Below are 24,457 nucleotides of genomic sequence, written 5' to 3'. Positions count from 1 at the left end.
AGAAGAAAAACTGCCTGTGAGTATAACAGGTGGCGTGACGGAGAAAATTTATTCCCGCAGAGAAGCGGGAATAGAAGACAAAAGAAATTAATAGCTGACGGCAGAAAGATCGATATAAGACGAGAGATCCCGCTGTTCGGCGCGTGGCAAGTAAGGTAATTCACCCAACTGCGGTGCCGGAATTTTTTTCCGCAGAACGTGAATGATTTCTGCGTAATTCGCCAGTCCGGGGTTAATACGGTTAGCGACCCAGCCGACCAGCGGCAAACCATCGTTGATGATCGCCTGCGCGGTCAGCAGCGCATGGCTGATACAGCCCAGTTTGATGCCAACAACCAGCACAACAGGCAGCTGTTCCTGCACCACCCATTCGGAATATGGACGCAGATCGTTCATGACGGTTCGCCATCCGCCGGTGCCTTCAACCACCACGATATCCGCCGTCTCGCCCATGTGGCGCAGGCCTTGCGTCATCGTGCAGTAATCAATGGTTCCTTCGCTGGCGCTGATTTCATCTTCCCGCAGTGCGATGGGGTTAACCATGTTATAGGGCAATTCCAGCGTGGAGGCCGCCTGTAGCAACAGCGCGTCTTTATTACGCAGGCCCGCTTCCGTCTCTTCGCACCCTTTTGCTATCGGTTTGTAGCCCGCAACCGATTTGCCTGCCAGCGCCAGTTTTTGCAGTAGCGCCTTGGATACCACTGTTTTGCCAACGGCGGTATCAGTACCAGTGACAAAAATACGTTTCAACATGGGATAACTCCAGACCACCTGAATACCAAAAAACAAGCACAGCTAAAATGCTTTCCAAGCGTGAAAGTCTAGGCTATGCCTCATTCGGGCAGTTTGCGTTAGCGCAATGTTTTGTTGCTCTACGCCTTTATGGTTATCCCTGTAGCAGTTTAACCAGTAGCGATCCGTTATAGAGCGCATCCTTGACCAGTGCGGCACCGGGCATCGTGCCCTGATTGTAGAATTGGGTCGCTTCCACCTGGAGGTTGTGGCTATAGGGCGGGAATGATTGCTGTTGAATACAGCCTAAAATAGCGGGATGTAAAATGCTGGCCGCTTTATTCAGGGGAGATCCCACCAGAATTTTATCGGGATTGAAGAGATTCACCATGATGGCGACAATGCGGCCGACGTTATGACCGACATCGTTAATGATATCTTTGGCTAACTGATCGCCCTTGAGCGCGGCGTCACACAGGTTCTCAACGCTAAGCGGTGAACCATGCAGAAGCGAGCTCATGGACGTATTCATGCGCTGTTGCGCCAGTTCCAGCATATTTTCCGTGCTGGCGACCGTTTCGAGACAGCCGTGATTGCCGCAATAGCAACGCTTGCCATAAGGATCGACCTGCGTGTGCCCGATTTCGACCAGATTCCGACTTCTCGCATGGAGGATGCGGCCACCGGTAATCACACCCGCACCGACGTTATGGTCGATCACCACCTGAATCACATTTTGGCAATCGCGCGATGCGCCGTATAGCGCTTCGGCCATCGTCCAGGCGCAGATATCATGCTGCAAATACACCGGCAACCCCGTACGTTGTTCCAGTGCTGGGCCAATCGCCATTTCCTCAACGTCATAAAAGGGCATCCGGTGAATAATGCCCTTACTGGCATCAATCATGCCCGGTGCGGTAATCGCGATTGCCGTTAGTCGTTCCAACCGCTTTTGATGACGAATAAAAAACTGGTCGATTTCATTCAAAATACGGTCGAGCAGCGGCTGTGGTGATACGGCGGGAAGCGGGATTTCTTCTTCCACAACCAGCTTGCTGCTGAGATCGCGCAGCGCCAATAACAGGGTATTGTGGCTGATGCGTGCGGAAAGATAATGCCAGGCCTCGGTATCGAGAATCAGGCCGATAGCGGGACGCCCTCTGCTGCCCACATCCTGATATTCAGTTTCCTGTACCAGATGGGCTTCCAGCAGTTCGCGGACGATTTTGGTAATACTGGCGGGCGCGAGCTGAGCGCGTTTGGACAGTTCGATACGTGATATCGGGCCGTACTTATCGATCAGCCGATACACTGCACCGGCATTCATTTGTTTAATTTGATCGATGTGTCCTGGTTGACCGTCGGCTATCACAAACCTGGCTCCTACTCATTATTGCTGGCACTGCTGTTGAAAAATTTATCTTTATTATTGCGGCATGACTATTTTTCACGCTGCAAAATAAAAAAACTGCGGGTATGGTGGGGCTTTTCACTAAACTCGTCAAATATTTGATTCGTTATGTGATTTAGCGCGCATATTTTAACGATTATCCGCCCAGCATCAGCGACATCAGCACTTTCGCGGCTGCACTTTGCGGCTGATGCCGTGCCGTCACCAGCCAGACTTCCGTTGTGGCGTCCTCTTCTTCCAGCAGCAAATATTTCACGCCATCGACCCGAATTCGCAAAAACGATGCAGGCAAGATGGACACGCCCAATCCCGCAGATACCAGCCCGACGATGGTCATCGCCTCACCCACTTCCTGCGTAATGTAGGGGCTGATGCCATAGCGTTTCAGCAGCGTTAGCGTGTCGTCATACAGCGCCGTTCCAACCGCGCGGGAGAAGAAAACGAACGGCTCATTCGCCAGCTGTGTAATGCTGATGGCCCGACCTGCATCCTGCTGCGCTAACGGATGGGATTCCTGCACGACGGCGATCAGCGGTTCGCGCAGCAGCAACTGATGATCCAATGCGTCCGGCAACGGGTTATTGCGCATAATGCCGATATCGAGCTTACCGTTCAGCAGCGGTTCAATTTGCTGCTTGGTATTGAGCTCCATCATTTGAATATGCACTTCTGGGTAGGTTTGGCGAAAACGCAGCAGGCTGCTGGAGATCTTTTTGATAAACGGCGCGGAGGACGTAAAGCCGATCGTTAATTCGCCAATCTCGCCGCGTTGAATGCGGGACGCCCGTTCCGCCGCCTGATCGACCTGACTGATAATCGACCAGGCCTCTTTCAGGAACATCTCGCCTGCTGGCGTGAGTTGGACATTCCGGTTGTTGCGTGCCAACAATTTCGCCCCCACCAGCTCTTCCAGAATCTGAATCTGTTGGCTCAGTGGCGGTTGTGAAATGCGTAATCGTTCTGCGGCTCGGCCAAAATGCAGCTCTTCAGCGACCGCAATAAAATAGCGAAGGTGACGTAGTTCGATATTCATACTTTAAACATATCAATCATGATTATTAATATATTATACAAAATAATATCACTCTTCTATGATCCTCACATTGTTGTTTTACGCCTGATTTACCTTTCTTGGTAAGGAATTATTGTGAGTAACCTGCCATCTTCTGCACCGAACGACTGGCCTCTTTCTATGGCCGACGATGTAGATGATATTGCCCCGAAACATTCTGGTAAAACGCCTTATATTACGCGTGGTACGCCACAATTTATGCGCGTCACGCTGGCGCTGTTTTCTGCCGGGTTAGCAACGTTTGCCCTGCTGTATTGTGTTCAGCCGCTGCTGCCAGTGCTATCTCAGGATTTCGGTATTTCGCCAGCGACCAGCAGCCTGTCACTTTCCGTCTCAACGGTAATGCTGGCGTTTGGGCTGCTGTTTACCGGGCCGCTCTCCGACACCATCGGTCGTAAGAATGTGATGGTCGTGTCCTTGATGCTGGCCGCGGTCTGTACCGTGATTTGCGCATTTATGACCAGTTGGAACGGCGTATTGGTCATGCGGGCAATGATGGGGCTGTCGCTCAGCGGCGTCGCGGCCGTCGCCATGAGCTACCTGAGTGAAGAGATTCATCCCAGCGTGCTGGCGTTTTCGATGGGGTTATATATCAGCGGTAACTCAATTGGCGGTATGAGCGGACGTCTGGTCAGCGGGGTCTTAACGGACTATTTCCCGTGGCGAGTCGCCATCGGTACGATCGGCGTACTGGCGCTCATTGCCGCGATTACGTTCTGGCGTATCCTGCCAGAATCACGCCATTTCCGCCCCGGTTCGCTACGCCCGAAAACGCTGCTGCTGAACAGCAAACTGCACTGGCGCGATGCGGGTTTGCCGCTGCTGTTCCTTCAGGGGTTTTTACTGATGGGCACGTTCGTTACCCTGTTTAACTACATTGGGTATCGGTTACTGGCTCCGCCTTATTTACTCAGTCAGGCGGTGGTTGGCTTACTTTCCGTGGTTTATCTCACCGGAAGCTACAGTTCACCGAAAGCCGGCGCATTAACGGCCTGCTACGGACGCGGCCCGGTGCTAAGCGTCGCAATCCTACTGATGCTAGCGGGACTGGGAATGACAGCCTTGACCCCGCTCTTCGCGATTTTTGGCGGAATGATGCTTTTTACCGCCGGTTTCTTCGCAGCCCACTCGGTAGCCAGCAGTTGGATTGGTCAACGGGCGCGGCGCGCGAAAGGTCAGGCATCATCAATGTATCTCTTTTCTTACTATCTGGGCTCCAGTCTGGCCGGCACGCTGGGAGGATTCTTCTGGCATTCATTCGGCTGGATGGGGATCACCGCGTTTCTGAGCGCCCTGTTACTTCTCGCACTGGCAGTCAGCCTGATACTCAAACGCCGCCTTTAAACTCCTTTCTTACCGGAGTTTGCCTGAATCAGGTAAACTCCGCGTTGTTTCCGCTCGCCCCCTCGATGCCCCCGTTAATCCTGCTTGAAATAATGACGACCACGATTGCTGAAGTGTCCATTTATTAGTATAAAGATAAGTATGTTGTAACTAAAATGAAGTTTATCTATGAATCACTACGCGCTAATCGATCGCATGAACCGCAGTTTCCAGTCGTTAGAAACGAAACTGGCGCTGATGCAGCAACAGTTTGCCGAGTATCGGCTTCTGGCCGGGCGCGTCTATTCCCTTCCGCATGTGGAAAAAGGAACGGAGCACGATCCCATCGAGCATATCGCCGTCACGCAGTACGTCGGGCAGGAGGCGCGCGATAAAGGGTTAGCTCACTTTCAGCGACTGTTCATTCACCACTATCCGGAAACACTCAGTAGTAAAAGCGCGATCCGCTTGCCGGGCGCACTCTGCTTTTCCGTCAACGCCGCGCAGTATCAACAAGCTCAGTCGCTCATCACGGAAATTAACGCACTGAAAAAAGAGTTGGAACAGATTATTACCGTCGAATCCGGGCTGGAGCCGGAACAGCGCTTTGATTTCGTCCACACGCATTTGAAAGGATTGATCACGCTTAGCGCTTACCGTTCGCTGACGCTCATAACGAACCCCGCGTCAGTCCGTTTTGGCTGGGCGAATAAGCACATCATTAAAAATATGACGCGTGTGGAATTACTGGAGAAACTAACCAAAAGCCTGAATGCGGCAAAAAACGCCGCACCGTATACCAAAGCGCAGTGGATTGAGCATGTCGAGCAGGAGATTGACGCTGTATTGTCGCTGCCGGAAGACGCCATTTTGAAGATCAAGCGCCCGGTCAAAGTACAGCCTATCGCCCGAGTGTGGTATCCCGAACAGCAGAAGCAGGTTCAGCATCCCTGCCCGTCTCCCCTACTTGTGCTTTGTCAGCAGGAATCAGGCGGTGACATCCCTATTATCGGCGAACTCAATCCTTATGACGCCAACAACATCAAGCATAAACACAAACCGAAAGCGGCCGAACTTCGCCTGCTCATTCAGCGTTTACACCTGTATACCGATACACCGAAATGAAAAAGAAAAAGCCTGCGGGTAAACACCGGCAGGCTACAGGATAAAACGCTGACTATCGCGTCATTACTTTTTCAGGCTACCGACCATCTCTTCCGGTCGAACCCACTCATCAAACTGTGCTTCGGTTAGGTAGTTCAGTTTGAGCGCAGCCGATTTCAGCGTCAGCCCTTCTTTGTGCGCTTTTTTGGCAATTTCTGCCGCTTTGTCATAGCCAATGTGCGTGTTGAGCGCCGTCACCAGCATTAGAGATTCGTTCAGCAACTGATTGATGCGATCGCGATTCGGTTCGATTCCTACCGCACAGTGCTCATCGAAGCTCTTCATGCCATCAGCCAGCAGGCGAATCGATTGCAGGAAGTTATGAATCACCATCGGGCGATACACGTTCAGCTCAAAGTTACCAGACGCACCGCCGATATTCACCGCAACATCGTTGCCCATCACCTGACAGCACAGCATCGTCAGCGCTTCGCACTGGGTCGGATTGACCTTGCCTGGCATGATGGAGCTACCCGGCTCGTTCTCAGGAATACTCAGTTCGCCGATACCACAGCGCGGGCCGGATGCCAGCCAGCGCACATCGTTGGCAATCTTCATTAACGATGCAGCCAGCCCTTTCAAGGCACCGTGCCCGTGAACCAACGCATCACAGGTCCCCAGCGCTTCGAATTTATTCGGCGAAGTCACAAACGGTTGACCGGTCAGCGTCGCCAGCTCGGCCGCCACGCGCACCGCGTATTCGGGATGCGTGTTTAGTCCTGTTCCGACCGCAGTACCGCCCAGCGCCAGCTCGCAAATGTGCGGCACGCTGTTTTCGATATGCTTCAGGTTATGCTGCAACATCGCGGCCCAGCCGGAGATTTCCTGCCCCAGCGTCAGCGGCGTGGCATCCTGTAAATGCGTACGGCCGATCTTGACGATATCCTTAAACTGCTCGGCCTTCGACGCCAGCGTGGCGTGTAACGCTTTCAATTCAGGAATCAGGTGTTCGTTGATCGCGACGACAGCGGCGACGTGCATCGCCGTTGGGAAAACGTCGTTGGAACTCTGACTTTTGTTGACATCGTCATTGGGATGAACCAGCCGATTGTTGCCCCGCTCTCCCCCCAGCAGTTCACTGGCCCGGTTAGCCAACACCTCGTTCATATTCATATTGCTTTGCGTGCCAGACCCCGTCTGCCAGATCGCTAACGGGAATTCCCCGGCATGCTGGCCAGCCAACACTTCGTCCGCCGCCTGAATAATCGCATTTCCCCGATCGGCAGGCAGAAGCGTGAGATCCATGTTGACGCGGGCCGCCGCACGCTTGGTTTGCGCCAGCGCATAAATCAGCGCACGGGGCATTTTCTCTTCAGAAATACGGAAGTGTTCCAGCGATCGTTGTGTCTGTGCGCCCCATAACCGTTCAGCAGGAACATCAATCGGTCCCATTGAGTCTTTTTCACTACGCGTCGTGCTCATTACCTTTCCTCCTTAAAACACACATTCAAATAGTAGAAGACATCGAATCACATCGCTGGGCCTATTCTGATAACACTCACTGGCCTTATCACGCTTATTGGTCGACTAACACTGTCTGGTATCGCGCTACATAAAACATTACCATGAAGCGAAGAAGATGCAGTGTATTCATAATCACTCAAGCAATTAACAGCTAGCATCACAGAAATTAACAATTAATGTAATAGCAGGGAGCCGACATGCAAAAAATGCTCAATTGCGTCCAGCACTATGCCTGGGGCAGCAAACACGCCTTAACTGAGCTATATAGCATTGATAACCCTAACGATTTACCGATGGCGGAACTTTGGATGGGCGCCCATCCTAAAAGCAGTTCGGCGATTATTGATGAAAAAGGCAACACCCGCAGCCTGCGAGACGTGATTGCCGAAGACGCGACCGCCCATCTTGGCGCAACGATCGCGCAACGTTTTGGCGAATTGCCCTTTTTGTTTAAGGTATTGTGCGCGGAACAGCCGCTTTCTATTCAGGTTCACCCCAGTAAATCGTCGGCAGAACAAGGCTTTGCAAAAGAGAATGCTGCTGGCATCCCACTCGATGCGGCCGAAAGAAACTACAAAGACGCCAATCACAAACCGGAATTGGTCTACGCATTAACGCCCTTTCAGGCCATGAATGGGTTCCGAGAATTATCTGAAATTGTGCAGTTGCTAGAGCCTGTCGCCAGCGCACATCCGTCAATCACCGCATTTTTACAACAGCCCGATGCGAAAAACCTCGCCATGCTGTTCACCAACCTGTTGAGTATGGAAGGTGAGCAAAAATCACGCGCGCTCGGCGTCTTGAAAGCGGCGCTAAATAGTCAAAATGACGAGCCTTGGGCGACCATCCGCGCGATAACCCAATACTATTCTGACGACAGCGGATTGTTCTCTCCGCTGCTGCTGAACGTCATTACGCTGCAACCTGGCGAAGCCATGTTCCTGTTTGCACAAACGCCGCATGCTTATCTGAAAGGCGTGGCATTAGAAGTCATGGCGAACTCAGACAACGTGCTGCGTGCTGGGCTAACGCCGAAATACATTGATATTCCAGAGCTGCTGGATAATGTCGTGTTCGAAGCCAAACCCGCAAACCAGCTGCTGACGACGCCACACCGTCAGGGTAATGAACTCAGCTTCCCGATTCCTGTTGAGGATTTTGCTTTTTCGCTGCACGAACTGAGCCAGAGCCCGCAGACGCTCAGCCAGAATAGTGCCGCCATTGTATTTTGTATTGACGGCCATGCCGTCCTGCAAAAAAATGAGCAGCGGCTCTCGCTACGTCCGGGAGAATCCTGCTTCATTTCCGCCAGTGAGTCACCGATAACGGTTGAGGGACAGGGGCGTCTCGCTCGCGTATTTAACCGATAACTTGTTCCATACGCTGCGGTTACCTGTGGGAAGTTGCCAGCGTTTCGCGTTGAAAACGCGCATTTTTTTACTAAAGGATGAATAAAAATGAAGAAATCGTTAGTCGCCGTAGGCGTTATTGTTGCTCTGGGTGCCATCTGGACCGGCGCATCTTGGTACACCGGCAAGCAGATGGCTCAGCAAATTGATGGTTTTACCGATACGCTGAATACCAAGCTCAAGCAAGCCTACCCGAACGCGGGCCTGAAAGTCGTCTATCGCGACTATAAGGGTGGCGTATTCAGCAGTACGCTATCCTATGTGCTGCAAGCAGATGGCTCAATAGGCACAGCAGAAGGCGCGAAGATCCTTGCGCCCGGTGAAGAACTCGTCTTCAACGAAACCGTGTCTCATGGGCCGTTCCCGCTAGCACAGCTCAAGAAGTTCAACCTCGCTCCGGCGATGGCGTCTGTCCATACCGAGTTGGCCAACACACCTGCCATCAAAGCCTGGTTTGAGCTGACGAAAGATAAACCGTTCTTTACGGCCGAAACGCGTGTCGCTTACAGCGGTGATACGCAGTCACTCGTTACGCTGGCCCCTATCGACCATCAGTCGCCAGAACAGAAATTTTCCTTCAGCGGCGCGGAAGCCGTGGTGGATATCGGGCACGACCTGCGCAGCAGCAAGCTGGATACCACCATCAGCAGCGTGAAGATGGAAAGGAAAAATGCCTGGGGCCAAACAGAGAACGTCGATCTCACCGATTTCTCCATTAAGGGAACCAACCAAAAAGGCAAATTCGATCTTGATTTAGGCGATGGCAATCTGTCCTTTAAAGCGATGACGTTTGCCGTAGAAGGCGGTGAACCCGTTACGTTGAACGACTTCTCTCTGCAAAGCAGCGCAACGGAAGATGATAAAAATCTGGCGGGCAAACTGGGCGTAACGCTGGGATCGTTAATCATCGGCGACCGCAATCTGGGTTCTGGTAACGTGAGTATGTCCATTTCGCAGCTTGACGGCGCGGGCACCAAACAGTTCCTAACCGCCTATCAGGAAAAAGTGCAGAAAATGTTGCAGGATCCGACCGCTATCGATCCTGACACGTATCAGCACGACGTTGCCATGTCGGTTCTGCAATATCTACCACAGCTGCTGAAAGGCAACCCGAGCATTGCCATCTCTCCGGTCAGTTGGAAAAACAGCAAAGGCGAAGGCACGTTCACGCTGGCGCTGGATTTAACCGATCCGTTGCAGAGCACGGATAAAGCGAACGATGCAACCCTGTCGGATGAAGAAAAAATCATTCGTCAGTCGGTCAAAAAACTCGATGCCAAACTCAATCTGCCACTGGATATGCTGGCGGAATTGATGGTGCAGATGAGCCCAAAAACGACCAATGCGGAAGAGCAAAAACAGCTTACTGACATGTCGAAACAACAGGCTGAAATGATGGCCCAGATTGGTGAAGCTAACCAACTGAGCGTCACAAAAGACAACGCCATTACCAGTTCACTGCACTATGCCGATGGTCAAATTGATTTCAACGGCAACAAAATATCACTGGCTGATTTCATCGCACCGTATTTCTCTGTTCCAACGGAAGAAGGTGAAGAGTCTCTGCCTGGCGCACCGCAAGAGCCAATCGCACCACCGGCACAATAATTCGGTAGCATTACGCGCTAAAACACACGGTGGCCGCCCCTGCAGCCACCGTTTTTTCTGCCCGACACTTTCTGCTTCATATTGAGATGACACCATGTCCGCGTTGAAACCCTTCATGGAAACCCATCAGGCTGCGATCTATTTTGTTGCCGTGATAGCGGCAGTGGCAACAGCACTGGTGCTGCCGGGAACGGATCAACTGGATGTAGTAATTAATCCGGCGCTGGCGCTGATGCTGTTTGTCACGTTCCTGCAAGTGCCGCTGACCACGATCGGAAAGCGCATCACTCAGGTCAGATTCATCGGCGCGTTGCTTACTGCCAACTTCATCGTGATTCCCTTGCTGGTCGCGGCGCTGTTGCCCTTTCTCCCCGCCGAACCGCTGGTGAAATTGGGCATCATATTGGTGCTACTCGCCCCCTGTATTGACTACGTAGTGACATTCGCGCATCTGGGACGCGCAGATGCCGCCCGCCTGTTGGCCGCAACGCCTATTTTATTGATGCTGCAAATGTTGGCTCTGCCCTTTTACCTGACGCTATTTCTCGGCCACGGCGCTGCGGGGCTTATCGTCTTCGCGCCCTTTATCGACGCGTTTATCTGGCTGATTGCCGTGCCTTTAGCGCTGGCCGCGCTTCTGCAATGGCTAGCGGCGCGCCAACGCACAATGGCAACATTTTCGGATGCATTGAGCTATCTTCCCGTTCCGGTTACCGCTCTGGTGCTGTTTATCGTCATTGCGGCGGTCATTCCTCAACTCCGTACCACTTGGGCGTCGGTGCTGCTCGCGGTACCGTTTTATCTGCTCTTTGCGCTGCTGGCACCACTGCTCGGCTGGTTCACTGCCCGCGTGTTTCGATTGGATTCGGCTGGCGGGCGCGCCGTGGCCTTCAGCGCCAGCACGCGAAATTCTCTGGTTATTCTGCCGCTGGCGTTGGCAATACCCGGCGCACTGCCTCTGCTTCCGGCCGTGATTGTCTGCCAAACGTTAGTCGAATTGATCAGCGAACTCATTTATATCCGAGCTATTCCTAAGTTGAACGCCCGTTTTACGGGGCAAGAAAAGTAATAACAGATTGTTTTTGCTCAATGATTGTCCATAACACATGAATTTCGACGGTAACAATTAGCTATTTACCACGATTTCTTTTTATACTTTGTCGTACGAAAAACAGTAATCAGACAATAATATTATGATTGATTCTCGCTTACCATTGACAGACATCCACCGCCATTTGGATGGCAATATCCGCGCCCAGAGTATTCTGGAGTTAGGCCGCCAGTACAATATTGCATTACCTGCCAGCGATCTTGACACGCTCCGCCCTCACGTCCAAGTCACCAAGAATGAACCTGACTTACTGAGCTTTTTACAAAAGCTCGACTGGGGCGTAGCCGTACTCGGTTCACTGGATGCCTGCCGCCGCGTGGCTTACGAGAACGTTGAAGATGCCATGAAAGCCGGGTTGGATTACGCAGAACTGCGTTTCTCTCCCTACTATATGGCGATGAATCATAAACTGCCGATTGCTGGCGTTGTTGAAGCCGTGATCGACGGTATTACTGCTGGCAGTCGTGATTTCGATACCGATATCCGTCTGATTGGCATCATGAGTCGGACATTCGGCACTGAGGCCTGCCAGCAAGAGCTGGACGCCCTGCTGTCGCAACGCGATCGCATCGTCGCACTCGATCTGGCGGGTGATGAGTTGGGCCATCCTGGCGCGCAGTTTACTTCTCATTTCCGACAAGCTCGCGATGCCGGCTGGCATATCACCGTTCATGCGGGGGAAGCGGCTGGGCCAGAAAGTATCTGGCAAGCGATTAACCATCTGGGTGCAGAGCGCATCGGGCACGGCGTCACCGCCATTATCGATCCTCGCCTGATGACGCACATGGCGGAGCATGGGATCGGCATTGAATCCTGCCTAACCTCTAATATTCAAACCAGTACCGTGGAAACACTGGATAAACATCCGCTGATCCACTTCCTGCGTTATGAAATTCCTGCAACTATTAATACGGACGACCCAGCAGTTCAGGGCATAGAGATTCGTCACGAATATGAGGTCGCAGCCCCACTTGCTGGCCTGACGGCGGTAGAAACGCGCAAAGCGCAGGAAAACGGCCTGAACATTGCGTTTATCAGCGAGCAGGAAAAGCAGCAACTACGCGAAAAGGTTCTGCGCAAACGCGGTGCTACGCAGTAATTTTTATCATCAGCACACAAAAAACGGCTAACTTCCGTTAGCCGTTTGATACGTACTTGTTAAAGATAAATTACAGAGATCAGCTTGGGTTTGCTGAGGAGTGGTGCGACGTAATCAACCACTGCTTCTGTTTCACGTCCCAAGCGTAAGTGTAGGTATAGCGCGCTTTGGCTACGCTACCATCACCGAATGTGAAGGTGTAGGTTCCGGTATCAACGGCCTTATTACAGCCGATGCGGATCGTGCTGGTGTCAATCTTACCAACCGGCTTTTTCGCCAGGAAATGTTCGAAGTAATCAATACGCTCTGCGTCAGTCGTACGCGGTTGATCGGACAGCGTTGGCAGCAGCACCGCGTCTGACGCATAGTTTTTCGCAACTTGCTTCGCATCGCCCGTTTTCAGCGATGCATTCCAACGGTCAAATAACGACGCAATCTCTTTTTGACTGGTTTTTACGCATTGTGCACCCTGAGCAGCCTGCACAGATGCAGAAGCCAGCGTCCCTAACATCGCTAAAGTTAACACCGTTTTTTTAAACATATTTCCCTCGATCTCAAAATAATAATTATCATTAACTGTGTCTTGCTCTATCGCCAACACATCTCGATGAGCGACTATTGTTATAACGTAACGCAACAAAAAAGTAACACCCCTCTGAAACTATCACTGTAATAGATTATTTCTTGTGTTTCCGTGGAGTTACAAGTGTTTGTTACAAATGACAACGCCCTCGGCCTGTGTAGACCGAGGGCGTTTTGTATGATGCGAGAGAACGATAACCTTTTACTGACGGGGCGTATCCTGTTCCTTGTTTATCCGCTTGGCATAGCGCTGGGCCAGCGCGGCGCAGACCATCAGCTGGATTTGATGGAAAATCATCAGCGGCAGCACCATCGCACCAACCGCAGCGGCAGGAAATAGCACGTTTGCCATCGGGATCCCATTAGCCAGACTCTTCTTCGAACCGCAGAATACGATGGTGATTTCATCGGCAGTATTAAAGCCCAGCTTACGGGCGACCAGCGTATTCACCACCAGCACAATCGCTAGCAGCACTATCGAACAACCGACAACGGCGAGCAATGACCAGACGTTGATCTGTCCCCAAATCCCCTGCACAACCGCCTCGCTGAAGGCGACATACACCACCAAAAGAATCGATGACCGGTCAGTGATATTAATCAGCTTACGGTTACGTTCAACCCACTTGGCAATCAACGGGCGAGACAGATGGCCAATCACGAAAGGCACCATTAACTGCATGATAATAGAACCAATAGCGTGCAGCGTATCCGTTTCTCCTCCTTGCGTATGCATCAGCAAACCGACCAGAATCGGCGAGAGAAATACGCCCAAAATACTGGATGCCGAGGCGCTACAAATCGCCGCTGCGACGTTACCACCCGCCATTGAGGTATAAGCAATCGCTGACTGCACCGTCGCCGGTAGCGCGCACAAATAGAGGAAGCCCAGATACAAGGTCGGCGTCAGTACAACGGGCGACAGCAGACTCATGCCGATTCCCAGCAGCGGGAACAGAATAAACGTGCTGGCAAACACCACCAGATGCAAACGCCAGTGCCCCATGCCAGTGGTAATCGCTTCACGCGATAGCTTCGCGCCGTGCATAAAGAACAGCAGAGCAATCGCCGCAGTGGTCAGATGCTCAAAGAAAACCTTCACGGAGCCTTCAGCCGGAAGAACCGACGCCGTCACCACCACAAAAATCAGAACCAATAAGAATTTATCAATGCGTAACCGTTGTAACCACCCCATCCCCGACACCTTTCCCCTAGCCTGTTATCAGCCGAATGAACACCCTAACAAGACGGGCGATCCGAGGATCGCCCAAAGTTATCTATGACTAAATGTGAATCCAGAAATCTGAGCCGATAAATCTGTTTACAGACAGAAAACGGTGGTAATGAGATAAAGGCATCAGAAGCGCCTTCCGAACATCGTAAATCGAACGTAAAAAGACGCATGTACCGCATTTTTACCCTCGACCATTATCACCGTTCGATTGATTTTCTCAGCAGTCTAGGGCGATCCTAAGATCGCCTGTTTAAACAAACCATTAACTATCTGGAATAAAACGCGGTAAATCTAGCTATTTTTCAGCGTGACGGCTTTTTTCTGCTCGTGGGAAAGCAGCCCTAGCTCGATCAGTTCCATCACCTGAATCGCCTGATGCACGCTGACGGGGTTTTCGCCTTTACCCGTCAGCGCATCGCGCACTGCCGCATAGTAAGCCGGATAATTACCTGGAATCGTGGCGATCGTTTGCTCCGCCGTTATGCCATCGCGAGACAGCGTCAGCACGCCATCGTGCTTATCCTGCCCCCAGTCGGCCAGCGGTGGGCGCTCACCCGCCTTCAGGCGATCTTCCTGTGGGTCAAGGCCGTATTTTACAAAGCTGCCGCGTGTGCCATGCACGATATAACGGGCAGACGCTGCTGCCACCAGCATGCTGGCGTGCAGGACAATTCGGCGTTGCGGGTAAATCAGCGTCGCGTGGAAATAATCAATTGCCTTACTGCCAGGTCTCAACCGTGCCATATCGACCTGAATCGCCACTGGCAAGCCAAACAGCTCCAGCGCCTGATCCAGCAAGTGCGGCCCAAGATCGTACCAAATCCCGCTGCCTTCGCTGCCGTCTTCCCGCCAGCGCTGACGCACTTCGGGGCGGAAGCGATCGAAATGCGATTCCATATACACCACATTTCCTAACGTTCCCGCCGCCAGCAGCTGTTTCAGCGTCAGAAAATCGCTGTCCCAACGGCGGTTATGGAAAACAGAAAGCATTTTTCCGACGCGGTCGGCGATGGCACCCAAGTCATATGCTTGTGACAACGTCACCGTAAACGGTTTATCGACGACGACATGCTTGCCCGCTTCCAGCGCCTGTTTCGCCAGCGGGAAGTGCGTGTCATTGGGGGTAGGAATAACAATGAGGTCAATATCGGGATCGTTAAATAACGCCTGAGGGTCTTTCTCTACTCGCAGATTTGCCCAATCTGCATGCACTTTTTCAGCACTGCTGCTGGACACGGCCACCAGCTCCATACCCGTCGTACCTGCAATCAACGGCGCGTGGAATGTCTTACTGGCATAGCCATAGCCCAGCAGTCCAACACGAACGGTCTCACTCATGACGATTCCCCTTAGCTTATTTTGACTTTGTGATTTCTCACTCAGTATATACCCGTCATCCGCCAGATTGCAGAGAGGGATAATAGCCAGGGGAATCTGATTCGTTTTAGTTCACTAGCCGCTCACGGCGCTGGGCATCCGTTCTTCCCACGCCACGGGCAGCGTTTTGGCTGCCGGATAGTTGATTTCACTGCTGCGACGGCGGAAATCGCTGGGGCTAACGCCGACACGCTTACGGAACACGCGTGAGAAATACAGCTGATCGTCATACCCCACCACGCGACCAATGTTGGCGATAGATTCCTGCGTCGTCTGCAATAACAGTTTGGCGCGAATCACGCGCTGATCTTCACGCCAGCGCAGAATGTTAATGCCTACCTGTTCACGGAACAGATGCGCCAACCGAGAAGGCGACAGACAAACGTGCCGCGCGACTTCGTCAATACGCAGCTCACCAGCCAGATTGCTGGTAATAAACTGGCAGGCCTCTATCACACGCGGATCCATAATCTTCTGCGGGCTTTGCGGATCTTCTTCCATCGCGCGGAGCAACAGTCGTTCCAGCAGATTCATACCCAATTCTTCTGAAAAACGACGCCCGGAACGCTGGGTCTGCTCGATATTGGCAAACAGTCTGTCGAATTCCAGCAGCAGTTGGTTATTCGGCAGGCTCATGCGACCAATACCGCTGCTTTTGGTATGCCATTCCAACCAGTCAGCCCAGTAGGCACGCGGGCGAAAATAGACCCAGCGGTGATACCAGCAGTCGCTGCTAGATGAACGACCATAAAAATGCTTCGATTTCGGCGGGAACAGCAGCAGGTCACCGGGATTACAGAAAAAGGTCTCATCGCCATCAAAGACCTGACCCTGACCTTTCATGGTGAGGTTAATGATGTAGCCTTTCATACCATCGGGACGATCGATAAAGAAGTCGAGCGGCCCTTCTGCCAGAATCGGTGTCATACCTGCAACAAGATAAGCGTTGAACGAATATCCCGGCAGCAGCGGATTAGGCTGAGAGTCATGCGCCATACGGTGATACATCGAGCCTCCGGTACACGCGAGTAATGAGATAAAGCGGCAGGGTAACTCACCTGCCGCACGGGCATTTATATCGTTTTCTTCGACAGCTGTTTGTAGCGGTCGAAGATAACCGCCGCCAGCAGAATCAGACCGCGTACCACATACTGGGCAAACGGAGAGATGTTCAGCAGGTTCATCGCGTTTTCAACCGTACCTAAAATCAGCACACCGGCTATGACATAGGAAATTTTACCGATCCCGCCTTTCAACGACACACCGCCCAGTACACAGGCAGAAATCACGATCAGCTCATACCCGATGGAGGTCATCGGCTGACCGCTAGTCATACGCGATGCCAGAATGATCCCCGCTGCCGCCGATACCAGACCGGACAAGGCGAAAATGATGATTTTGGTACGTACGACCGGCACCCCAGCCAGACGCGCCGCCTCTTCATTGCCCCCAATCGCCAGCGTATTACGGCCAAAGGTGGTTTTGTTCAGCAGCAGGCCAAACAGAATCATGCAGCCGATGGTGATCCAGATTGGCGCAGGCAAGCCCAGCCAGTTGGCATAGCCCAGTTCGAAGAAACGCTCATCTTCAATCCCTACCGCTTTACCATCGGAAATGATGTACGCCAGACCGCGCGCAATCTGCATCGTTGCCAGCGTGGTGATCAGCGCGTTAATCTTCAAACGAGCAATCACAAACCCGTTAAGCAAACCGAACGCCACGCCCAGCAGCAGCCCGGCACCGACGCCGATCCACAGGCTTTCACTGATATTGATCACCACCGCCGTCGCTACGCCAGCGCAAGCAATTATTGACGCGACCGACAGGTCAAAATCACCGGAAGCCAGACAGAACAGCATTCCACAAGCCACCATGCCGGACATGGAGATCGCCAGCCCAAGCCCTTTCATATTGATAAACGAGGCGAAGTTGGGGACGAAAATCGCACAGCCAAGAAACAGCACGGCAAACACCACCAGCATGCCGTAGTTATCCCAAATGCGAGATAATCCCGCGCCGTTTTTCTTTTTTTCTGAGGTTGCAGACGTAACCGTTGACATTATTTTGCTCCTTCGCGGTCAGGCAACCGCAGATTCGATATCGGGGGTTCGTAACATGGCCAGACTGAGCACCTTCTGCTCTGTGGCATCGGTATGCAGCAGTTCGCCGGAGACGGCACCTTCGCGCATGACGATAATCCGGTCGGCCAGCCCAAGCACTTCTGGTAAATCGCTGGAGGCAAACAGCACCGCGATCCCCTGATTCGCTAGTTCATAGATGACATGATAAATTTCGTGCTTCGCGCCGACGTCAATGCCGCGCGTGGGTTCATCGAGCAAAATGACCTTCATCTCTTCGGACAGCCAGCGACCAAGAATGGCTTTCTGCTGGTTTCCCCCGGAAAGATTCATAATCAGCTGTTCATCGGACGGCGTTTTGATGTTCAACGCGTCAATGCGCTTCGCGGCGTTATCCGCTTCCCACTGATTATTAATAATAAAACCGGCTTTCAGGCTCTTACGTCTTGCGCTGATATTGATGTTGTCACGCACCGAGTGCACCGGAATGATGCCGTCGGCTTTACGATCTTCCGGGCAAAGCATCACGCCCTGACGAATCGCATCAATGGGGGAATTCACTACCAGCGGTTTGCCATCCAGCAGCACCTGACCGTTGGTGATTTTGGTCGCGCCAAACAACCCTTTCATCAGTTCGCTGCGGCCAGCGCCCACCAGACCAAATAGCCCGACAATTTCTCCCTGCTTCACGTTCAGGGAAACCGTAGATTTCACGCCCGGCGCTTTTACGTCTTTCAGCGTCAGACGCTCTTCGCCGTGCGGACGCGGCGCATAGCCATAGATATCCCCCAGGTTACGCCCTACCATCGCCTGTACCAGCGACTCATGGTTCACCTGCTGCATATCGTCGAACGTGCGCACATAGCGGCCATCTTTAAACACGGTAATGGCATCGCTCAGCGCAAAAATTTCTTCCATCCGGTGCGAAACGTACAAAATGACCCGGCCTTCACTGCGCAATTCCTTAATCACGCGGAAAAGCTGCTCGATTTCACGGGCAGACAGCGAACTGGTCGGCTCATCAAAAGCAATAACCTTGGCGTTACGGGCCAGCGCCTTGGCGATTTCCACCATCTGCCATTGCCCGATAGAGAGGTATTTCAGCGGGGTATCAGGATCGATATCCAACCCCAGATGCTGCAACTGAAGTTTGGCTTCATAGCGCAGCAGCGAATAGTTCACCATGCCGTATTTATGCGGCAGCTGACCTAAGTAGATGTTCTCGGCGACCGTCATTTCCGGCACCAGATGCAGTTCCTGATAAATGATGGCAACGCCCGCATTCAGGGCATCCATCGTGTTGTTAAACTGCACGGGCTTGCCCTGAATATGAATCTCGCCCGCTGACGGTGAATAGTTACCGCTCAGGATCTTTAACAGCGTCGACTTGCCCGCCCCGTTTTCCCCCATCAATGCATGGATCTGGCCGGCATGGCAGGAAAAACTGATATCCGAAAGCGCCTTAACACCGGGAAATTCTTTGCCAATCCCATGAAACGACAAATAGGGTGACTGTGCTGTCATGTCTGTTTCCTCATAACGATGCAGGTAGAGCGCGGATAACCTCGACCAGCATCATGCTGACCGGCGTTATCCGCGTCTTTACGAAATCAGGCGTGATTACATCAGGCCTTTTTTCTCCAGTTCGACCTTAAAGTTGTCACGAGTGATCAGCACCACGTCAGTCACTTCGGTGAATTTCTCCGGCTCAACGCCTTTGGTCACCCAGTCATTCAGCATCTGGATACTCTTGTAACCGTGGATATCTGGGCTCGGCAGCAGTGAACCAAAGAAGCCCGTTGCCTGACCTTTAGACAGCTCGCTCACCGCATCCACGCCGTTGATACCGATACCAATGACGTTTGCGGCTTTAAAGCCCTGACCTTCCGTTGCACGCACGCCACCCAGCACGGTGTTGTCGTTCATGCCGATAATCAGCCAGTTTTTCACGCCCGGATGCTGGACCAGCATGGAGTTAGCGGCGTCAAATGCACCGGGGATATCGTTAGATTTGGTCGGCACTTTGTAGATCTGTTTTTCTGGGAACCCTGCGGTTTTCAGCGCGTCCATAGAGCCAGACGTGCGGCGACGTGCGGTATCCAGCTCATCAGCGGTAATCGCCATCACGGCGGTTTCCTCTACTTTCCAGCCGCGTTTGGTCATCTCTTTATACAGTTCCTGACCCTGACGCTCGCCAATTTTGGTGGCCGCCATCATCACCAATGGCACGGTATCCATTGGTTGGCCTTTGGCATTCACGAACTGGTCATCAACCGCAATCACTTTCAGATTGTAGCTGCGTGCTTTCGCTATAATGGCTGGCCCCAACTTCGGATCCGGCGTACAGATAACGAAGCCTTTCGCGCCACTAGCCGCCAGACTGTCGATCGCGTTCAGGGTCTTTTCACCATCAGGAACTGCGATTTTTATCACATCAAAACCAAGGTCTTTCCCTGCTTTATCAGCGAACTTCCATTCCGTCTGGAACCAGGGTTCTTCCGGCTGTTTAACCAGAAAGCCCAGCTTTAAGTTCTCTGCCATAGCTGATTGTGACATAACAGCGGCCAACCCGATTGCTGCCAGCGCCTTAGTGAATTTATGCATGATGTTCTCCGGTGTAATTATCTTTTCATTCGTCAGCAACGCTGAAACGAGTTCGAGTTCCTGGTAGGGTATTTCCGGTCTGGATAAAGGAAAAACACTGACTTAGCACAATTCCTTTACTCAGTAGCATTCAGACGCTTTATGTTTTAGTCGTTATTCTCGGTAAGAATGTAGAGCTTTATCACAGTCCGGAACAATGACAGGTTTGTGCATACATTTAGCGAATTTAACCAATCATTAACCTTTGACCAGCATCACAAAATGGCTGCTGGCGACAGAAAAATACATACTTCCAGCTAACCGCTCCTCACCGCCTCTCGTTATCCCTGCCATCGTAAACACCAACGATCTGGGATTAATGAGGAGCAAAGCATGAGTGCGGGCGCTATTACGATTGGTCTCGACTTCGGCAGTGATTCGGTACGCGCCTTAGCCGTTGACTGCCAAAGCGGGCAAGAGTTGGAAACAGAAGTGGTCTACTACCCCCGCTGGCGCGAGGGGAAATATTGTCAGCCTGCCAACAACCAGTTCCGACATCACCCACTGGACTATATTGAATCGCTGGAACAGGCGGTTAAGGTCGTGGTCTCCCGCCTGACGCATGAACAGCGGCAGAACATCATCGGTATTGGCGTGGATTCAACCGGGTCAACCCCTGCACCGATTGATGAGCAAGGCCAGATCCTCGCACTACGCCCCGAATTTGCCGACAACCCCAATGCGATGTTCGTGCTGTGGAAAGACCACACGGCAATAGAAGAAGCAGAAGCCATCAACGCGCTGTGCCGTAGCGGCCAGTTCCCGGATTACACCCGCTATATCGGCGGCGTTTATTCGTCCGAATGGTTCTGGGCCAAAATCCTGCATGTCTCGCGCGACGACGCAGCGGTGCGTCAGGCCGCCGTATCCTGGATCGAACTGTGTGACTGGGTGCCCGCCCTGCTTTCCGGTACGCAAGCGCCAGCCGATATTCGTCGTGGACGGTGCAGTGCCGGACACAAATCACTCTGGCACCCGAGCTGGGGCGGACTACCGCCGAAAGATTTCTTGCACGCACTCGATCCCTGCCTGACCGAGACATTACAGTACCCGCTGTTTACCGATACCTGGACCGCCGAACAGCCGGTCGGCACCATCACCGCCGAGTGGGCACAGCGGCTCGGCATCCCCGAAACGGTCATCCTGGCGGGCGGTGCGTTTGACTGCCACGTCGGCACCGTCGGCGCAGGCGCACAACCTTATACGCTGGTCAAAGTGATTGGCACGTCCACCTGCGACATTCTGATTGCCGACGACGCACGCATTGCCGATCGCACCATCGCCGGTATCTGTGGGCAGGTCGACGGCAGCGTTGTTCCCGGTTATATCGGTCTCGAAGCTGGGCAATCCGCTTTCGGCGACATGTACGCCTGGTTTGGGCGACTGTTGGGCTGGTCGTTACAGGAAGCGGCGAAAGACCATCCTGAACTCAAAACGTCATTACAGGCGATGGAAGCCAAACTGCTGGAGCGACTCACGCACAGCTGGGCGGAAAACCCGACGCTGGATCACCTGCCTGTCGTGCTGGACTGGTTCAACGGCCGCAGAACGCCGTTCGCCAATCAGCGACTGAAAGGCGTGATTACCGACCTCAATCTGGGCACCGATGCCCCCACGCTGTTCGGCGGTTTCATTGCTGCCACGGCCTTTGGCGCGCGCGCGATCATGGAATGCTTTGAAGATCAGGGCGTTCCCGTCGAGAACGTGCTAGCGCTGGGCGGTATCGCACGGAAATCCCCCGTCATCATGCAGGTCTGTACCGACGTGATGAATCGCCCCTTGCAGATCGTCGCCTCCGATCAGTGCTGTGCACTGGGCGCCGCGATCTTTGCCGCCGTCGCCGCTGGCGTTCACGGCGATATCCCAACGGCACAGCAGCATATGGCCAGCGGCATAGAGCGCACCTTAATGCCGGACAGCCAGCGCGTCGCCCGTTATCAGCAGCTTTATGAGCGCTATCAGCAGTGGTGCCGCCTCGCGGAACCAGCCTATAGCCCAACGTCTACGGCAAAAAACTAATTTTATCCCTCTGGGGATCACGTTACAGGAGTCATCATGGATCATTTTAAGCAGCTTGAAGTCTGGTTCGTCATCGGTAGCCAACATCTCTACGGGCCGGAAACGTTACGTCAGGTAAAAGAGAACGCGGAAAAAGTCGTCGCCGGATTGAATCAACAGGCCAACCTGCCCGTTAAGCTGGTACTGAAACCGCTGGTGAAAACACCAGACGAAATTCTGGCACTGTGTCGCGATGCCAATTATCAGGATAACTGTATCGGCCTGCTGACCTGGCTGCATACCTTCTCTCCGGCCAAAATGTGGATTGGCGGCCTGAGCGTACTCAGCAAACCGCTGCTACAATTCCACACCCAGTTCAATGCCGAAGTACCGTGGGACACCATGGACATGGATTTCATGAACCTGAACCAAACCGCGCACGGCGGACGTGAATTTGGTTTCATCGGTGCCCGGATGCGGCAGGCACATCAGGTTGTCGTCGGCCACTGGCAGGATAAGAACGCCCATGCCCGTATCGGCAAATGGATGCGGGTTGCCGCCGCCATCCAGGAAAGCAAACAGCTGAAGGTTGCGCGCTTTGGCGACAACATGCGTGAAGTTGCCGTCACCGAAGGCGATAAAGTCGGCGCGCAGATCCAGTTCGGTTACTCCGTCAGCGCCTGGGGATTAGGGGATTTAACCGCCGTGGTCGATGCCGTAACCAAAGGCGATATCGATGCGCTGGTTGAAGAGTACGAAGCCAGCTACCAGTTAACAGATGCGGTGAAACTCAACGGTGCGAACCGTCAGAACCTGCTGGACGCGGCACAAATTGAACTCGGGATGAAACGCTTTTTGGAACAAGGCGGCTATCACGCGTTCACCACCGATTTTGAAAACCTGTACGGCTTGAAACAACTGCCGGGTCTGGCGGTACAGCGCCTAATGCAGCAAGGCTATGGTTTCGGTGGCGAAGGCGACTGGAAAACCGCCGCGCTGCTGCGCATTATGAAAGTGATGGCCGGCGGGTTGTCGGGCGGGACGTCCTTCATGGAGGACTACACCTATAACTTCCAGAACGGTAACGATCTGGTCGTCGGCTCTCACATGCTGGAAGTCTGCCCGACGATTGCGAAAGAGCAGAAACCGATTCTGGATGCGCAACACCTTGGCATTGGCGGCAAAGCCGACCCTGCCCGTTTGATTTTCTCAACGCCGGCTGGGCCGTCTCTCAACGCCAGCGTGATCGACATGGGTGACCGTTTCAGGATGCTGGTTAATCTGGTCGATACTATCGAACAGCCGCGCCCGCTGCCGAAATTGCCGGTTGCCCGTGCTATCTGGAAAGCCCAACCGTCGCTGGAAGTGGCGGCCGAAGCCTGGATTCTGGCTGGCGGTGCGCACCACACTGTCTTTAGTCAGGCGCTGGATCTCGAACATATGCGGCTCTACGCCGAGATGCAGAACATTGAACTGCTGGTGATCGATAACGACACTCGACTCCACGAATTCAAAGATGCGCTGCGCTGGAACGAGGTGTATTACAAACTGTGTAGCCGCTAAGCCTGTTCTCAGGGGTAGGTTGTCTATGGATTCGTCGTCCGTGAACAATCTGCCCCTTTGTAGGCACTCGTATAGGCACTCGCCACCTCACGCTCCGATTTGCCATCGCCCTACCACCCGACGCTCCCCTAAACGCCGTAGTATTTTCCTGTCAATCTATTATTTTTCATTTTCATTCGTTTGTTGTTGAAAAATAAGCGTACTTTTTTCATCACCCTCTAGACAGGCTTTTTCGCTTGAATATACTTAGTCATCTCAACCACATAACTATTAGACCAATCACCATGACCGTTCATGACTATTTGCTCAAATTCAGGAAAGTCAGTTCAACAGAAAGTCTGGAAAAACTCTTTGATCACCTCAATTATTCTCTGACAGACAGTCAGGAAATCATCAACATGTACCGTGCTGCGGACCATCGGCGGGCCGAGTTGGCATCTGGCGGGCGCTTGTTCGATCTCGGCTGCGTACCAAAATCTGTCTGGCATCACGTTCTGTAGTTGTTAGCAACAAAAAGAATAGTTATGCAATAATTTCCTTCCGGGATATTACGCAGAACGCTCAGCTCGTTACTGTATAATAGCCCGGT

The 24,457-nt window shown here is 52.8% G+C and carries 20 protein-coding genes; 9 read left to right on the top strand and 11 right to left on the bottom strand.

The genetic code is table 11. The features are described 5' to 3' along the window. Window positions 1-87: 87 nt before the first annotated feature. The 3 genes from bioD to BJJ97_RS15855 form a co-directional block, all read right to left on the bottom strand. Entirely contained in the window at window positions 88-753 is a 666-nt protein-coding gene (gene bioD, locus BJJ97_RS15865; protein WP_010296067.1) for a dethiobiotin synthase, read from the bottom strand. A gap of 133 nt (window positions 754-886) precedes the next feature. Beyond that, window positions 887-2,104, bottom strand: coding sequence for a sugar metabolism global transcriptional regulator Mlc (mlc, locus tag BJJ97_RS15860; protein ID WP_095994551.1), 1,218 nt, complete (start codon window positions 2,102-2,104; stop codon window positions 887-889). 175 nt (window positions 2,105-2,279) lie between these two features. Continuing rightward, window positions 2,280-3,176, bottom strand: a complete 897-nt coding sequence (locus BJJ97_RS15855) for a LysR family transcriptional regulator (RefSeq protein ID WP_095994550.1) — start codon at window positions 3,174-3,176, stop codon at window positions 2,280-2,282. A gap of 114 nt (window positions 3,177-3,290) precedes the next feature. On the opposite strand from BJJ97_RS15855, the gene BJJ97_RS15850 reads away from it, so the two are divergent. Beyond that, a complete protein-coding gene (locus BJJ97_RS15850; protein ID WP_095994549.1) occupies window positions 3,291-4,559 on the top strand; it encodes an MFS transporter in 1,269 nt (422 codons plus the stop codon). A 168-nt stretch (window positions 4,560-4,727) separates the two neighbouring features. After that, on the top strand, window positions 4,728-5,663 hold the full coding sequence (gene tus / locus BJJ97_RS15845; RefSeq protein WP_095994548.1) for a DNA replication terminus site-binding protein: 936 nt from the start codon (window positions 4,728-4,730) through the stop codon (window positions 5,661-5,663). A gap of 63 nt (window positions 5,664-5,726) precedes the next feature. On the opposite strand, the gene fumC is transcribed toward tus, so the two are convergent. Continuing rightward, window positions 5,727-7,124: a class II fumarate hydratase gene (gene fumC / locus BJJ97_RS15840; protein ID WP_095994547.1), complete on the bottom strand. Its 1,398-nt coding sequence runs from the start codon at window positions 7,122-7,124 to the stop codon at window positions 5,727-5,729. Window positions 7,125-7,363: 239 nt separating this feature from the next. Here fumC and manA point away from each other — a divergent pair, with 239 nt between their 5' ends. From manA to add, 4 genes are all read left to right on the top strand, one after another. Continuing rightward, window positions 7,364-8,536: a mannose-6-phosphate isomerase gene (gene manA, locus BJJ97_RS15835; RefSeq protein WP_095994546.1), complete on the top strand. Its 1,173-nt coding sequence runs from the start codon at window positions 7,364-7,366 to the stop codon at window positions 8,534-8,536. A gap of 87 nt (window positions 8,537-8,623) precedes the next feature. Next, the gene (locus BJJ97_RS15830) at window positions 8,624-10,183 is read left to right on the top strand and encodes a YdgA family protein (RefSeq protein ID WP_095994545.1); all 1,560 of its coding nucleotides are present in this window, start codon (window positions 8,624-8,626) and stop codon (window positions 10,181-10,183) included. Window positions 10,184-10,277: 94 nt separating this feature from the next. Beyond that, on the top strand, window positions 10,278-11,252 hold the full coding sequence (locus BJJ97_RS15825; RefSeq protein WP_095994544.1) for a bile acid:sodium symporter: 975 nt from the start codon (window positions 10,278-10,280) through the stop codon (window positions 11,250-11,252). A gap of 124 nt (window positions 11,253-11,376) precedes the next feature. Continuing rightward, complete coding sequence (gene add, locus BJJ97_RS15820; RefSeq protein ID WP_095699454.1) at window positions 11,377-12,393, top strand: adenosine deaminase; 1,017 nt, start codon at window positions 11,377-11,379, stop codon at window positions 12,391-12,393. 79 nt (window positions 12,394-12,472) lie between these two features. Here the strand turns inward: add and BJJ97_RS15815 are convergent, their stop codons facing one another. The 7 genes from BJJ97_RS15815 to BJJ97_RS15785 form a co-directional block, all read right to left on the bottom strand. Further along, window positions 12,473-12,934, bottom strand: a complete 462-nt coding sequence (locus BJJ97_RS15815) for an SgcJ/EcaC family oxidoreductase (RefSeq protein WP_095994543.1) — start codon at window positions 12,932-12,934, stop codon at window positions 12,473-12,475. 243 nt (window positions 12,935-13,177) lie between these two features. Then, window positions 13,178-14,170, bottom strand: a complete 993-nt coding sequence (locus BJJ97_RS15810; RefSeq protein WP_095994542.1) for a bile acid:sodium symporter family protein — start codon at window positions 14,168-14,170, stop codon at window positions 13,178-13,180. Window positions 14,171-14,500: 330 nt separating this feature from the next. Continuing rightward, a complete protein-coding gene (locus BJJ97_RS15805; RefSeq protein ID WP_095994541.1) occupies window positions 14,501-15,547 on the bottom strand; it encodes an oxidoreductase in 1,047 nt (348 codons plus the stop codon). Window positions 15,548-15,661: 114 nt separating this feature from the next. Then, window positions 15,662-16,594 carry an arabinose operon transcriptional regulator AraC gene (araC, locus tag BJJ97_RS15800; RefSeq protein ID WP_039486905.1) on the bottom strand — a complete coding sequence of 311 codons (933 nt, stop codon included), beginning with the start codon at window positions 16,592-16,594 and terminating at the stop codon, window positions 15,662-15,664. Between the two features lie 65 nt (window positions 16,595-16,659). Continuing rightward, a complete protein-coding gene (gene araH, locus BJJ97_RS15795; protein ID WP_095994540.1) occupies window positions 16,660-17,646 on the bottom strand; it encodes an L-arabinose ABC transporter permease AraH in 987 nt (328 codons plus the stop codon). A gap of 18 nt (window positions 17,647-17,664) precedes the next feature. After that, window positions 17,665-19,188 (bottom strand): L-arabinose ABC transporter ATP-binding protein AraG, encoded by a 1,524-nt coding sequence (araG, locus tag BJJ97_RS15790; RefSeq protein WP_095994539.1) that lies wholly within the window; start codon window positions 19,186-19,188, stop codon window positions 17,665-17,667. Between the two features lie 96 nt (window positions 19,189-19,284). Continuing rightward, window positions 19,285-20,268, bottom strand: coding sequence for an arabinose ABC transporter substrate-binding protein (locus tag BJJ97_RS15785; protein WP_039486909.1), 984 nt, complete (start codon window positions 20,266-20,268; stop codon window positions 19,285-19,287). Window positions 20,269-20,640: 372 nt separating this feature from the next. Here BJJ97_RS15785 and BJJ97_RS15780 point away from each other — a divergent pair, with 372 nt between their 5' ends. The 3 genes from BJJ97_RS15780 (at window position 20,641) to ydgT (ending at window position 24,368) form a co-directional block, all read left to right on the top strand. Continuing rightward, on the top strand, window positions 20,641-22,326 hold the full coding sequence (locus BJJ97_RS15780) for a ribulokinase (protein ID WP_095994538.1): 1,686 nt from the start codon (window positions 20,641-20,643) through the stop codon (window positions 22,324-22,326). 36 nt (window positions 22,327-22,362) lie between these two features. Next, on the top strand, window positions 22,363-23,868 hold the full coding sequence (araA, locus tag BJJ97_RS15775) for an L-arabinose isomerase (protein ID WP_095994537.1): 1,506 nt from the start codon (window positions 22,363-22,365) through the stop codon (window positions 23,866-23,868). 284 nt (window positions 23,869-24,152) lie between these two features. Beyond that, window positions 24,153-24,368 (top strand): transcription modulator YdgT, encoded by a 216-nt coding sequence (ydgT, locus tag BJJ97_RS15770; protein WP_010275188.1) that lies wholly within the window; start codon window positions 24,153-24,155, stop codon window positions 24,366-24,368. Window positions 24,369-24,457: the final 89 nt, after the last annotated feature.

The organism is Pectobacterium polaris (genome assembly GCF_002307355.1).
Taxonomy (GTDB): Bacteria; Pseudomonadota; Gammaproteobacteria; order Enterobacterales; family Enterobacteriaceae; genus Pectobacterium; species Pectobacterium polare.
The sequence above is the reverse complement of the archived record's forward strand: the minus strand, read 5'-3'. Positions and strand labels throughout refer to the sequence as shown.